The sequence below is a fragment of the Niallia sp. Sow4_A1 genome (assembly GCF_052116745.1).
Classification (GTDB): Bacteria; Bacillota; Bacilli; order Bacillales; family Cytobacillaceae; genus Niallia; species Niallia hominis.
The window spans coordinates 20491-34008 of record NZ_JBQKKM010000013.1 but is presented as its reverse complement, the minus strand read 5'-3'; the positions used below and the strand labels follow the sequence as shown (position 1 = coordinate 34008).

The window sequence follows — 13518 nt, the reverse complement described above, 5'->3', positions numbered from 1 at the left end:
AAAAGGGTGAGATAAAATGTTCAAAAAACTAGAAAACCTATCCACATTCAATCAAGTAAACTTACTGACTACTTCTCTCGTAAACATTCTAAGTATTAATGGAACAGTGGGAGAGGTTGAGATTGCCAATAAGATAGAGGAAATTCTTCGTAGTTTTCCTTATTTTAAAGACAGTCCTGAAATGATACGGACACAGCCTTTGCCTAATGATGGAATTGGCAGAAAGAATGTTTTTGCAAGGATAAAAGGCAATGGTGCATCCAAGAAGACTGTCATTTATCATGCTCATTTAGATACAGTAGGAACAGATGACTATGGGAAAATTCAAGAACTAGCAAATATACCAGAGCGCTTGCTAGAATTTTTCAAAAGCTGGGAGGGAAATAAAGAGATTCAAGAACAAGCGCATTCAGGTGATTGGATGTTTGGACGTGGAGCGCTTGATATGAAGAGTGGGATTGCTGTTCATCTAGCGAATATTCTTTATCTGAGTGAGCATCGTGATAAATGGGATGGAGAGATTATCTTTATGGTCAATCCAGTGGAAGAAAATCAGCATACTGGAGTAATTGCTGCTGTTGATGAGCTACTGCGACTTCGTAAAGAGGAACAGCTGGATTATATTGTAGCAATCAATACTGATTACATAACTTCTCTTTTTCCAGGGGATGAGCAGAAATATATTTATACGGGAGCAGTTGGCAAGCTACTTCCTTGCTTTTACGTATATGGGAGAGAAACGCATGTTGGAAGAACGCTAGATGGGTTAGATCCAACGCTTGTAACCTCAGAATTAAACCGTCTTATCAATAATAATATGGAATTGATCGAACAGGTAGAAGGAGAGCTGATGACACCGCCGTCTGTTTTATATCACCGGGATACTAAAAACTTTTATAATGTGCAAACAGCGGTAACGAGTCATATTTATTTTAATTTAATGGTATTAGAGGATAGTCCACAAGTAGTAGTTGAGAAATTAAAAAGGATTGCGAATAAGGCAGCGAGAACGACGGAAACTTATTATCAGAAGCAGTATCAATTGTATGCCTTACGTAATCATTTTCCTGAGGAAATGCCCAAATGGGAAATGGAAGTTTATACGTTTGAAGAGTATTGCGAGAAGCTTCGAAAGCAAGGAGTGGATGTGGAGGGAATAGCGGAACAAATGGAAGCTGCCTATAAAGAGGAAGACCCACGGGAGGTTTGTTTTCAAATAGTAGATTCCCTAAGGCAGCAAGATTCTACTGGAGTTCCTTGTATTATTATCTTTTTTGCTCCACCTTATTGTCCCCATCATTATTTAATAGGAGAAAGTAAGCGGGATAAACGCGTAATAGGCGTTATCGATGAAGTGGTAGGAAAATGGGAATCTGGTTCAGTCGAACAATTTTCTATCAAAAGATTTTTCCCCTATCTATCAGACAGTAGCTATTTATCCCTTCATGACACAGAAGAAGAAATAGAATCCCTTATTCATAATTTTCCTGAATGGAAGAGTATTTACCCAGTCCCGGTTGATAAGATAAGGGAGCTGAATGTTCCAGCTATTAATATTGGCGTATATGGGATGGATGCTCACCGGTGGACAGAGAGAGTTTATAAGCCATACTCGTTTGAAACGTTGCCGCATTTGATTAGGGATTTAACGGTTTGTTGGTTAGGGAAGTAGTCATATATTGTTATGGAAAAAAGGAGACGGAGATCCTATTTAAAAAGTTCTTTAAATGGTATATTACCATTATAAATCAATAGGAAATAATAGAACTTTTTAAAAAACTTCTATTAAAAGATACATCAAATATTATATGAATAGATAATATAAAAGACGGAACGCGCTTGCAGAAGAAATGTTATGGAAAGAGTTCAAAGAAATGGATACTGATCCTTGGATTTCATGGGTAATCAATCAAATAATAGCAACACATGGTACCATGCGAATTAATGAATTAGCCCAAGATGTAGTTCTTAGCAGAAGGCAATTTGGACGAAAATTTACGGAGAGAATCGGCGTTTCCCCTAAGGCATTCTCACAAATTGTCCAATTTCAATATGCTCTAGAATTGGCGAATACAACAAATAAATTGGTAGATATAGCTTTTGAAGCTGGATATACTGACCAATCACACTTTATAAAAGAATTTCGAAAGCATACAGCCTCCATACCGAGTGATTTTTTTCTCTTCATAAAGATAATGTCCCATTTTTACAAGAATAAGAAGTATGTTCAAGGTTAAAATGATGATACACATTGAAAGGAAATACAATCATTAGTGGAGGTATTATGTATGAATGACAAAATAACAGAAAACGAGTTCCAAGAAATTATTCAGAGAAGAAGTAACGGTGTAATAGATTTTGCTCCATTCTTAGATGAATTGTCCCAATGAGGAATTAATGAATACGAAATCGAAGTTGCAACAGGGCAAGCCACCTATAAAGGAGTATACAAGGAATTTAAAACAGATTCCCAGGTAAACTTGGTAGTTTCAGATAATTTTAATAGAAAGAAGGTACTTGCGGCCATTGCTAACATCTCACTCCCTTTCTTAGCTTTCTTGCAAGAGATTGCTGAAGCAGGAATTGTCAGCTATCGTGTACTCATACAAGAAAAAAAGGTCCTATACCTTGGAGCAAGAGGAGAAGAAATAGAAGAACAGCTTAAAATATAAAAATTTAAAATAAGGTGCTAAGTGATGGACGTAACAAATAATTATGTAGAGGAACTTGTTAAACTATATACACAACATATGGATAGGGATTATGCGGAATGGTCGGAGAATTATTTGCGGAACCAATTTGCCTTTTTAGGGATTCGAACACCAATACGCCGAAAACTGACGAAACAGTTCTTTCGTGAATATGGAGTCCCAACAAAAGAAAACTTAAAAGATATTATTTTTATATTGTGGGAACGATCAGAAAGAGAGTATCAAAAAGCAGCTCTTGATATTCTTGAAAAAGTAAAAAAAGAGCTTACCCCAGATGATATACCATGGTTAAGTTCTTTATTAGTGAAAAAATCATGGTGGGATACGGTGGATGTGCTTTCTCCACATATAATGGGTAATCTGTTCACAATCTATCCAGAACTAATAGCTCAATATGCAGATCAATGGATTGTAGATGATAATTTTTGGTTGCAAAGATCCGCATTGCTATATCAACTTTACTATAAGAAGAGAACAGATGAAAAACGTTTGTTTCAATATATTCTTACTACAGCTGATAGTGACGAATTTTTTGTCCAGAAAGCAATAGGATGGGTACTGCGAGAATATGCAAAAACGAATCCTGTAGCTGTGAGAGATTTCGTTTCTTTCAACGATTTAAAGCCACTTAGTCGACGAGAGGCTTTAAAAAATCTGTGAATGATAGTTCTGTAAAGGTTGTTAAATAGCCTTTTAATTAAGAGGCTGGGACATAAACATTTCAGCCAACAATAAATACGAACGATTATGCGGTAAGTTTACATGATCGTTCGTATTTATATTTTAGAAAAAGGTTTAAAAATGAAGTGAAATGGAGCGGAGGACGGTCGACTCCTGCGGGAAATAGAGGAAAGGCTGAGACCCCGCAGCGCAGCGAGGAGGCTCAGCTTCCTCCCCGGCGCATCGACAGTCTGTAGCGCAATGGAACGACTTAGTTTTTACACTTGAATATATTTGAAACCATAAATAACTAATATGAAAAAGTAGCTTTATTTAAGAGCTAAATTAGAGATTGTTCGTCTTTAAAGATTAGTTATTTAGATTTGTCCCAGCCTCTAGAATGATTTCGAATATTCACTAACTATTTAGTGTTAATGTCCAGAACCTAATTCATCTACATGGCTTACATGCTTACTATTAAACCAGATGAATACTACGGAAACTAACACAAATCCTGCTCCTACTAGGAATGGTACAGATGGATTGAAAATTTCCGCTAATTTACCAGCTGTAAAAGGTGCAATGGCACCACCTATAAAGCGTAGAAAACTGTATGCTGCTGAAGCAGTTGAGCGTTCAACAGGAGCTGCATTCATTACAGCAGTTGTAATCAGTGTATTATTGTTACCTAATAAAGCACCAGCTGCAATAACCGCTACGATAATTACCCATTGTGTCGATGTCCAAATCCCCATCGCAACTAACACTACTGCAAACAATGTTAACATGGCACACATAGATTTCACTGTACCGAAGCGCTCTTGTAATTTCGGTGCCATAAAGACAGAAGTTACAGCTAATAAAATTCCCCAGCCCAAGAATACAAAGCCTAATCCATGTTCATCTAAGCCCATAACAAAAGGAGCATAGGCCAACAATGTGAAAAATCCAAAATTATATAATGCAGCAGCAATCCCGAATATAAGCAAGGAACGGTGTTTTAGTGCCCTAAACGGATCTGCTAAAGATGTTTTTGGCTTAACCGTGTTATTCTGTAATGTAGCTTTTGGCATTAAAATTAAAATACCAAAAAAGGCAATAACCATTAAAGCTGCGACACCTAGGAAAGGACCTCTCCAAGACATAGCCCCTAACCAGCCACCTAGAAGAGGCCCAACAGAGATTCCTAGTCCAATAGCAGCTTCATAAAGAATAATTGCTTTTGCAGTACCGCTGTTTGATAGAGATACAATCGCGGCGAGCGCAGTTGCTACAAATAGCGCATTTCCGAGACCCCATCCGCCGCGTAGTCCCACAAGTGTCCAGATACCATTTGAAAGTCCGCCTAAGCAAGAGAAAACAGCAATGATTACTATTCCTAAGATAAGTGTCCACTTAACTCCAAGTCTTGATGAAATCATCCCAGTAATGAGCATTGCTACGGCCATTACCGCATTATAGCTAGTGAAGAGCAGGGTTACTTGACTTTGTGAGGCATCAAGCTTCTCTGCAATCGCTGGAAGGATTGGATCAACGAGACCGAGACCCATAAAGGCGATAATCCCAGCAAAAAATACAGCCCATACTGCTTTCGGCTGTTTTAACAAGCTAGCTTCAGTCCTCGTATTTACATTATTTTTTGTTGAATCTGCTGATACAGATTGTAAAGATGGCATGGATAAATCTCCCCTTTTTCTATTATCCCTTTGGTTCAAAATGTATTAGATTAATTCCTTAAAAGAATTCCGTATTACATCTCCGCGGCTAATAATGCCTGCTAAAATTCCGTTTTTTTCAACGGGCACTTTTTTTATTTGCTTCTTACCTAGTAAAGCCGCAATCACTTCTATTTTTTCATCCCAAGCTACCTTTACAACTTTTTTCTTCGCGATTTTCATTACATTCAAATGCAAGAGACTTTGTAATCTCTGGTTAAAATCTTCATCATCGCCTTTAATTACCACAGCATAATAAATACTGTCGATAATATGATCATCATGTTTACCAATATAGCGCAACACATCTCCATCACTGATGAAACCAACAATTTCATTTCGATCATTGACTATTGGAAGACCGCTAATTTTGTAATCAATAAATTTTTCGATAACAGAACGGACGGTGTCGCTTTCCTTCACTTTATATACTTGGTTTACCATAATATCACGGGCTAGCATTTTCTTTCCCCCTTAGATTTTTAAAAAATAGTTGTATAAGGAAACTATATAATTGTATTATACAACTATATTTCAAAACGTCAATTCTATTTTCAGAAATGGAGCTTCCCCTGTCCATTACAAATCATTAAATAAGTGTGCTATCATATTTTTATAGAAATATTTTGAAACGGTGAGGTAGTTAATCTATGCATGAAGAATCGTTGGAAGAACTAGAGGTTGAATTATCCATTCTGATACGTCGCATTACACACACGTCTTCCCATAAAAAAAATGGTAATCTTGATCGGTCAGCATATCTGTTATTACATGAAATAGTGACAAAAGGGCCAGCTGGTGTTAAAGCGCTAGCAACTGAATTTCAACTAGATGTTTCCACAGTAAGTAGGCAGGCAGCAGCACTGGAACAGAAAGGCTACTTGTTCCGAATTCCAGATGAAACAGATGGCAGAGCCTATACACTCCAGATAACCGATATAGGATTAGAAGAATTTAAAAAAGAAAAACAGTTTAGAAAGAAAAGAGTAGCAGAAGTTACCAATGTTTGGTCAGAAGAAGAACGAGAGACATTTGCAAGGTTGTTAAAAAAATACAATCAGTCTGCGATGAATGTTAATAATACATGAGATAGGGAAGCGGTTTTCATATTGGAGATGAAAGCCGCTTTTAGCATTGTGAGTAATGAAAGCGGCGTTCATTGTGGAAAGGAAAACCAAAATTAGGAATGTGGGAAGTAAAAATGGCGTTCATCCTGGAAATGAAAACCAAAATTAGGATTGAAAGTAGTGAAAAAGGCGTTCATCCTGGAAATGAAAACCAAAATTAGGATTGAAAGTAGTGAAAAAGGCGTTCATCCCGGAAATGAAAACCACAATTAGGATTGAAAGTAGTGAAAAAGGCGTTCATCCCGGAAATGAAAACCAAAATTAGGATTGAAAGTAGTGAAAAAGGCGTTCATCCCGGAAATGAAAACCACATCTAGCATTGCATCATGTTGTAAAAGAGGCGTTCACCCCAAAAAGCAACCCCACATTTAGCTTTCCTCATCAGAAAAAAATCGTTCATCCCCATAAAGATACTTCTATAGTTAACTTTTTTTCAAAAAAGTAATAAACCACTATTTGTCCCTCGGAAAATTTATAAACATATTACATTCTAGCGAGTCATAGACTATTCAAGAAGTAAGGAAGATTTACTAACTGCCATGAATGGAGGAATGGATGAGTATATTGCAATCAGGAACTCCCAACTACTTGAAGACAATTAATAAAAGAAAAGTGCTACAAGAAATTATCGAAGGAGATAATCTTTATTCCAGAGCAAGTTTGGCAAAAAGATTGAAGCTAAGTAAACCGACTATATCGGCATTGGTAGATGAACTGGTGGAAGAAGGCTGGATAATTGAAAAAGAAAGCAAAAAGGCAGCAAAGAGAGGGGGACGAAAACCGGTTCATTTAGTCTTTGATAAACAATTTAAATATACCATTGGCATTGATATTGGCGGAACCTCGACAGAACTAGCGATTATGGATTTGGATGGTGGCTTGATTCTTCATCGAAAAATCGATACACAGGATGGATTGAAGAAAGATTTTATTCTTTTACTAGTTAGTGAAGTAAATGCAATGCTAGAAGACAAAAATATTTGTCATACGAAGGTGTTGGCTTTGGCGATTGGTGCGCCGGGAATTACTGATTCGGATCAGGGAATCGTGATGGAAGCACCAAGCTTAGGGTGGCTCCACTATCCATTGAAAAGGGAGATGGCAGAGCATTTTCCTTTCCCGATTTACATTGAAAATGATGTGAATATGGCGGTGTTGGGAGAGTGCTGGAAAGGTGCTGCTAAAGATAAATCCCATGTAGTTTTAATAACGATTGGAACAGGAGTAGGCTGCGGAATTGTAATTAATGGAGAATTATTTCGCGGTGGTCAATATGCAGCTGGAGAAATAGGCTACATGATTACTAATAAAGATCAGGCAAGCCAAGGATTTGAATCGGTGTTTGAGGGCTATGGTTTTCTCGAAAATCAGGTAGGTGGTCCGTCTATTGTGAAACAGTATCAAAGCGGTTCTGCTACAAAGAAGGAGAATGCGGAGAAAATATTTCAAAAGGCAATCGAAGGAGAAGCACTAGCGGCTAAAATCATTAACGAGGCTTTGGATCATCTTGCTGTATCTTTAATAAATGTTGCTGCATTGCTTAATCCTGAATGCATCGTATTAGGGGGAGGGATTTCCAAATCAGGCCATTGGTTTTTGCCAAAACTACAAGCGAGAATCGAGCATTATCTGCCTGAACAAAGTAGAACAACGGTAATGCTAACAAAGCTGCCGCATGCTTCCTTGCTTGGCGCAACCGTTCTTTGTATGAAAAAACATGCATTATTGTCTAGTTGAAAAAATAGATTAGAAGGGAGATATACATGCTCTTTCAAAATGCTTTTAAAGTGGTTGATATTCATGGGCATTTACCTGCGAAAAAAGGCAGTAGTTTTATTAAAAGATCCAAAACGGGGGATGCCTATAATGCAGAAAGATCAGAAAGAATGAGGTTAACTTGGGATTTTCCCCATCCTTCAGAGGAAACAGACGAGCAAAAAGCAATCCCGCTCATGGATCGATGGCTAGCAGAGCTCGATACATATGGTGTAGAAGTCATGAACTTTCTTACGGCAGAAGACAATGATGATATGGCTGCGAAAATTAGCGAGCATTCAGACCGATTTATCGGGTTTGCTCATCATTCTATCGAAAGTAGCGATGCTCTGCCCGAGCTAAAAAGAGCGATTGAACAATTAGGATTAAAAGGCTATAAAATGTTTGGGCCCCTTGTGAATAGACCGTTGCATGATGAAGCCTTAATGCCAGTTTGGCAATATTTATCAGATAACCAACTGCCAGTTTTAATTCATTTTGGATTGTTAGGCAGAGCTGGTGGAATAGTGGAACATCAAAATATGTCTCCCCTTGCGATTTTTCAAGTAGCAAGAGAATTCCCAGATCTTCCAATCATTATTCCTCATTTTGGTGCAGGCTACTTCAAAGAGCTGTTACATTTATGCTGGAGCTGCCCAAATGTTTATGTCGATACATCTGGCTCTAATCAGTGGGTAAGATGGATGCCATATCCATTAGATTTAGAGACGCTCTTTCGAAAAACATTTGAATTGATTGGACCAGAAAGAATTATATTTGGCACAGATTCCAATGGCTTTCCGAGAGGCTTTTCCTATCGATATTTACAAGATCAGGTAAGAGTATGCAGAGAAATTAATATGAGAGAGGATGATATGGAGAATATCTTTGGGAACAATGCACGCCGTTTACTCAATTTAGAGATGGGAGTGAAGCAGCTGAATGCCAGACAGTAGATCACATATATATGTAAATCATATCCTAGAACCTACCTACGATTTTACCAAGCAACATTTCCTTCCCTACTTATTAGAAATTAATATCGCACATGCTACCATGTTAGCCCGCCAAAAAATCTTAAAAATCGCAGATACCGAAAAAATCATTAAAGCGAATCAAGGCATATTAGCGAAAGGCTATGGAAAGAATTATGATCCTATCTTTGAAGACTTATTTTTTATGATAGAAGAAGATTTAAAACAAGAAATCGGCGAAGAGCTTGTAGGGAATATGCATATTGCCTTCAGTCGAAACGATATGGATGCTACCATGTACAGGATGTTAGCTCGTGAAAAGCTTTTGCATTTTCTCACCGTGCTTATCGAATTAAAAAAGGTATTGCTGGGTCTTGCAAAAGAACATGAACGAACGATTATGCCAGCCTATACACATAATCAGCAAGCACAGCCGACTACTTTGGCCCATTATCTTTTAGCCATAGATAGTAGCTTAGAGAGAGATCTGGAGAGAGGCTTTTCTCTTTTAAAAAGAATAAATCAGTCGCCAATGGGTGCTGCTGCTCTAGGTACTTCTGGCTTTCCAATTGACCGTCCTTTTATGGCAACACAATTAGCTTTTGATAAAGCGATGGAAAATTCCTATGATTCGATTAGTGCCGCAGATTATATGCTTGAAATAGCTAGTGTAATCAAAATTGCCTTAAGCACCTTGTCCCGCTTTACACATGATCTTATGTTTTTTACGACAAATGAAGTAGATGCAATCAGGCTAGATGAAAGCTTAGTGCAAACATCAAGCATCATGCCTCAAAAACGAAATCCATCATCCTTAGAACATACCAAATCCCTTATTAGTAGAACAATTGGAGAAATAAACGCCGTATTTATGATGCCACATAATGCACCTTTTGGGGACATTGTCGATATCGGGGATGACATCCAACCTATTCTTATTAATGGCTTTTCTCATTCTTATCAAATCATCGAATTATTGACAGAAATTCTTAAATCTATGGAGGTGAATGTAGATAAGCTCTTTACCCGGTGCTGTGAAGGCTTTTCCACCGTCACGGAATTAGCAGATGTGCTTGTAAGAGAATGCCATTTATCCTTCCGTGATTCTCATCAAATTGCCAGTGTTTTAGTCCAACAATTATCTAGCTCTGGGAAAAAAATAAATGATGGCTCTGCTGAATTGGTTAAACAAATTGCCAAGGAAATATTGGGTACACCACTTGTTTTTACAGAAGCACATTATAAAAATGCGATTGATCCCTATCAATTTGTCCTTGTTCGCTCCGTACTAGGAGGTCCTAATCCGAAAGAAACAGAGAGGCAGCGGATACGCTCCACTCAACATGTAGAGGCTTTTTCTAAAGAAGTAGAAACATATAGACAGAAATTTACTTCTTATAAACAGCTACTACACCATAACAGCTACAACGTGTTAAGTAATAATAAATAACTTGTTTAATAGGAGGGGTTCTATTGAAAAAAATGTTAGGTGTTTTTCTTTTTCTCATAGTGTTAATGGTAGTTGTTGGCTGTTCAAAAGGAAAGGAATCTGGGGGAGAAGAAGGGGATACAGTAACCATTGAATACTGGCAATATGCCTATAAGGCTAAAGTTGATTTAATGGATGAGCTTATTAAAGAATTTGAAGAAGCAAATCCAGGTATCAAAGTAAAGCAAACAACCTTCCCTTATGAGCAATACAATGAAAAAGTGGCTACATTAGTTCCAGCTGGAAGAGGTCCAGATGTCATTAATTTATATTATGGCTGGCTTCCGAAATACATTGATTCAGGTTATTTACAGCCTCTTCCGGAAGATACATTCCCGGTAGATCAAATTGAAAGTGAATACTTCTCCTTAGTAAATGCAGCGAAATTGGATGATAAGTATTGGGCAATTCCAACGGCTGTTCGTACACTGGCGCTTTTTTATAACAAAGATCTTTTCGAAAAAGCAGGCTTAGATTCGAACAGTCCACCAGAAACATGGGATGAATTAGTAGATTATGCGAAAAAGCTGACAGTCAGAGAAAATGGAAAGTTAGTAACAGAAGGGATGGCATACGAAATAGGAGCTCAGTTGAACAACTGGTTTTATGATGCCTTAGTTTATCAGGCTGGTGGTCAAGGATTAAGTGAGGATCGGAAGCAAATTCTTTGGGATGATACTCCTGCTGGGTTAGAAGCATTTACGTATTTAGTGGAATTTGGATCCAAGCATAAGGTTGGGGAAAGCGGATTTTATACAGATGATGTAACAGCATTTAAAACAGGCAATGCAGCGATGAATATTGATGGCTCCTTCCGTCTGGGAACATTGGCTACAGATGCACCTGATTTAAATTATGGAGTTGCGCCACTGCCATCCTATAAAGAGAAAGCAACCCAATCATCATTCTGGGCAAATGGCATTACTGCAAAAGTAGAAGGGGAAAAATTAGAAGCATCGAAAAAATTCTTAGCGTTTTTAACAAGTGATGAAGTGATGGAACGCTGGATTGATGAGGTAGGGGAACTGCCAGCAAAAGAAGCGGTAGCAACACAAGATAAATACGTAAATGATCCGCTATATGGTCCATTTATTGAACAGCTTCCTTATGCGAATGCACAATTCTATGTCGACGAAACCGCGCAGAGACAGTATGTTATTGATGCGGTGAATGAAGTATTGCTAAATGGGGTTTCTATTGAGGATGCTTATAATGAATTTGCGGCTAAATCACAGAAGCTTTACGATGACTATTGGAGTAAAAAGTAAATCTGATGGGATAAAGAAAGGCGAATTTCGTCTTTCTTTATTCAGAAAGGAGGGGGCTCCATGACTAGTAAGAACGATTCTATTGTCAAAAAAAAGACTGCTAGATTCACGTTAAAACAGCAAAAATATATATTTGTGTATACTTGCTTGCTTATTCCTCTTCTCTTTTTTATTTCGATTCGATTTTTGCCAACACTTTATACCTTTAATATAGGATTCCGGGAATGGGATATTCTTTCGGAGGAAAAACCATTTGTTGGAATGGATAATTATATGACTCTTTTTAAAGATGAAATTTTTCGAAAAGCACTAGTAAATACGTTCATCTATGTTGTATTTGGTGTCATTGGGCAGTTGCTGTGCGGGATAGGGGTAGCTTTACTGCTGCAAAGAATCAATAAATTTGTCGGTGTGTTCCGAGCGATATACTTTATTCCTTATGTGACAAGCATTGTTGCCGTAAGCTGGGTTTTCAAATGGATTCTAATGAACAACGGGATTGTGAATGATATCCTGATGAAATGGGGCTTTGAGGCCCAGCTTTTTCTAAAATCACCGGATCAGGCGATTTATATTATTATCTTAACAATGATATGGCAAGGCTTAGGCTTCCAGATGATTATCTTCTTAGCTGGCCTTGAAAATATTCCGAAAATGTTCTATGAAGCAGCAGAAATAGATGGGGCGAATAGCTGGAATAAATTTATTCATATTACTTTGCCCTTATTAAATCCGACAATCGTATTTTCCGCTGTCATTGGAAGTATTAGCTTCTTACAAACCTTTACACAGGTCCAAAATATGACACAGGGTGGACCACTGAATTCAACGATATCGGTTGTGCTTTATATTTACGAATTAGCATTCCAGCACTTTGATATGGGCCTAGCTTCTGCGGCAACCGTTCTGTTATTTATTATTATTTTAATCATAACCATTATTCAAATGAAGGTATTAACGAAGAAATTTGAATACTAGAAAGGTGTGGGGGTGAAGACTTGAAAAAAAGAAGGTACTTTAAAAAATCGATTGTCTATATTCTACTAACCGTGGGTGCAATTTTTATGTTGTTTCCATTTATTTGGATGGTATCAACATCCTTTAAACCGCCATCTGAAGTATATGGACTAAAGCTGCTTGCTGACCATCCTACTTTAGACAATTATCGAAAAATCATGGTAGATACGCTATTTAATAAATGGTTTTTTAATAGTTTTATCGTTGCAATTATTACTACCTTAAGTGTTGCTTTATTTGACACTCTTGTTGGCTATGTTATCGCTAAATTTTCGTTTGTTGGGAAAAATATTATCTTTTTATTCATCCTAAGCTCTCTTATGATTCCGACCGAAATGCTAATTATTCCTTGGTATATCATGTCTACCGATTTAGGCTGGGTCGATACTTACTGGGGAATTATGTTTCCAGGCGTCATATCAGCTTTTGGCATTTTTCTGATGAAGCAGTTTATGGAATCTATCCCAGATGATTTGCTTGATGCAGCAAGAATCGATGGATTAAATGAATTCAAGATTTTCTTTCAAATCGCCATCCCACAGGTTTATCCAGCCTTATCAGCACTTTGTATTTTCACTTTCCTAGGAAACTGGAATGCCTATCTATGGCCCCTTATCGTCATCGAAACAGAAGAAATGCGAACACTGCCTGTCGGACTTGCCTTTTTCTCCGGCGAAAACCAAACCTATTGGGAAATCGTCATGGCAGGCGCAACGATAGCCGTCGTTCCACTCATCATCGTCTTCTTGATCTTCCAACGCCATATTATAAAGGGAATTACGCTGACGGGGTTGAAGTGAGG

Annotated in this window: 13 protein-coding genes; 11 read left to right on the top strand and 2 right to left on the bottom strand. The window is 37.7% G+C overall.

Features of this window, described 5'->3' with window-relative positions; translation table 11 throughout:
- The first annotated feature begins 16 nt into the window (after nt 1–16).
- From ACTQ5K_RS09315 to ACTQ5K_RS09300, 4 genes are all read left to right on the top strand, one after another.
- On the top strand, nt 17–1672 hold the full coding sequence (locus ACTQ5K_RS09315; protein WP_441993828.1) for a M20/M25/M40 family metallo-hydrolase: 1656 nt from the start codon (nt 17–19) through the stop codon (nt 1670–1672).
- 202 nt (nt 1673–1874) lie between these two features.
- Complete coding sequence (locus ACTQ5K_RS09310; RefSeq protein ID WP_051640991.1) at nt 1875–2237, top strand: helix-turn-helix domain-containing protein; 363 nt, start codon at nt 1875–1877, stop codon at nt 2235–2237.
- A gap of 156 nt (nt 2238–2393) precedes the next feature.
- Nucleotides 2394–2672 (top strand): DUF1398 family protein, encoded by a 279-nt coding sequence (locus ACTQ5K_RS09305; protein ID WP_109768554.1) that lies wholly within the window; start codon nt 2394–2396, stop codon nt 2670–2672.
- A 24-nt stretch (nt 2673–2696) separates the two neighbouring features.
- Nucleotides 2697–3371 carry a DNA alkylation repair protein gene (locus tag ACTQ5K_RS09300; protein ID WP_031538636.1) on the top strand — a complete coding sequence of 225 codons (675 nt, stop codon included), beginning with the start codon at nt 2697–2699 and terminating at the stop codon, nt 3369–3371.
- A 431-nt stretch (nt 3372–3802) separates the two neighbouring features.
- Here ACTQ5K_RS09300 and ACTQ5K_RS09295 read toward each other — a convergent pair whose 3' ends face one another.
- Nucleotides 3803–5047 (bottom strand): MFS transporter, encoded by a 1245-nt coding sequence (locus ACTQ5K_RS09295; protein ID WP_441131736.1) that lies wholly within the window; start codon nt 5045–5047, stop codon nt 3803–3805.
- A gap of 45 nt (nt 5048–5092) precedes the next feature.
- Nucleotides 5093–5548, bottom strand: coding sequence for a CBS domain-containing protein (locus ACTQ5K_RS09290; protein WP_031538833.1), 456 nt, complete (start codon nt 5546–5548; stop codon nt 5093–5095).
- A gap of 188 nt (nt 5549–5736) precedes the next feature.
- Here ACTQ5K_RS09290 and ACTQ5K_RS09285 point away from each other — a divergent pair, with 188 nt between their 5' ends.
- The 7 genes from ACTQ5K_RS09285 (at nt 5737) to ACTQ5K_RS09255 (ending at nt 13516) form a co-directional block, all read left to right on the top strand.
- Nucleotides 5737–6174: a MarR family winged helix-turn-helix transcriptional regulator gene (locus ACTQ5K_RS09285; protein ID WP_031538834.1), complete on the top strand. Its 438-nt coding sequence runs from the start codon at nt 5737–5739 to the stop codon at nt 6172–6174.
- 594 nt (nt 6175–6768) lie between these two features.
- Complete coding sequence (locus ACTQ5K_RS09280; RefSeq protein WP_441993827.1) at nt 6769–7950, top strand: ROK family transcriptional regulator; 1182 nt, start codon at nt 6769–6771, stop codon at nt 7948–7950.
- A gap of 26 nt (nt 7951–7976) precedes the next feature.
- Entirely contained in the window at nt 7977–8924 is a 948-nt protein-coding gene (locus ACTQ5K_RS09275) for an amidohydrolase family protein (RefSeq protein WP_048716845.1), read from the top strand.
- Nucleotides 8911–10392 carry an argininosuccinate lyase gene (gene argH, locus ACTQ5K_RS09270; protein WP_048716843.1) on the top strand — a complete coding sequence of 494 codons (1482 nt, stop codon included), beginning with the start codon at nt 8911–8913 and terminating at the stop codon, nt 10390–10392. Before ACTQ5K_RS09275 ends, argH begins: the two co-directional genes overlap by 14 nt.
- Before the next feature lie 32 nt (nt 10393–10424).
- Nucleotides 10425–11699: an extracellular solute-binding protein gene (locus ACTQ5K_RS09265; protein WP_048716851.1), complete on the top strand. Its 1275-nt coding sequence runs from the start codon at nt 10425–10427 to the stop codon at nt 11697–11699.
- A 60-nt stretch (nt 11700–11759) separates the two neighbouring features.
- Nucleotides 11760–12677, top strand: a complete 918-nt coding sequence (locus ACTQ5K_RS09260) for a carbohydrate ABC transporter permease (protein WP_048716840.1) — start codon at nt 11760–11762, stop codon at nt 12675–12677.
- Between the two features lie 20 nt (nt 12678–12697).
- The gene (locus tag ACTQ5K_RS09255) at nt 12698–13516 is read left to right on the top strand and encodes a carbohydrate ABC transporter permease (protein ID WP_031538843.1); all 819 of its coding nucleotides are present in this window, start codon (nt 12698–12700) and stop codon (nt 13514–13516) included.
- Nucleotides 13517–13518: the final 2 nt, after the last annotated feature.

Excerpts from the sequence above, each read along its gene's own strand:
- ACTQ5K_RS09315 (WP_441993828.1), top strand. The coding sequence starts at position 17 with ATGTTCAAAAAACTAGAAAACCTATCCACATTCAATCAAGTAAACTTA.
- ACTQ5K_RS09280 (WP_441993827.1), top strand. The coding sequence starts at position 6,769 with ATGAGTATATTGCAATCAGGAACTCCCAACTACTTGAAGACAATTAAT.
- ACTQ5K_RS09295 (WP_441131736.1), bottom strand. The coding sequence starts at position 5,047 with ATGCCATCTTTACAATCTGTATCAGCAGATTCAACAAAAAATAATGTA.
- argH (WP_048716843.1), top strand. The coding sequence starts at position 8,911 with ATGCCAGACAGTAGATCACATATATATGTAAATCATATCCTAGAACCT.
- ACTQ5K_RS09310 (WP_051640991.1), top strand. The coding sequence starts at position 1,875 with ATGGATACTGATCCTTGGATTTCATGGGTAATCAATCAAATAATAGCA.
- ACTQ5K_RS09260 (WP_048716840.1), top strand. The coding sequence starts at position 11,760 with ATGACTAGTAAGAACGATTCTATTGTCAAAAAAAAGACTGCTAGATTC.
- ACTQ5K_RS09265 (WP_048716851.1), top strand. The coding sequence starts at position 10,425 with ATGTTAGGTGTTTTTCTTTTTCTCATAGTGTTAATGGTAGTTGTTGGC.
- ACTQ5K_RS09285 (WP_031538834.1), top strand. The coding sequence starts at position 5,737 with ATGCATGAAGAATCGTTGGAAGAACTAGAGGTTGAATTATCCATTCTG.
- ACTQ5K_RS09275 (WP_048716845.1), top strand. The coding sequence starts at position 7,977 with ATGCTCTTTCAAAATGCTTTTAAAGTGGTTGATATTCATGGGCATTTA.
- ACTQ5K_RS09290 (WP_031538833.1), bottom strand. The coding sequence starts at position 5,548 with ATGCTAGCCCGTGATATTATGGTAAACCAAGTATATAAAGTGAAGGAA.
- ACTQ5K_RS09300 (WP_031538636.1), top strand. The coding sequence starts at position 2,697 with ATGGACGTAACAAATAATTATGTAGAGGAACTTGTTAAACTATATACA.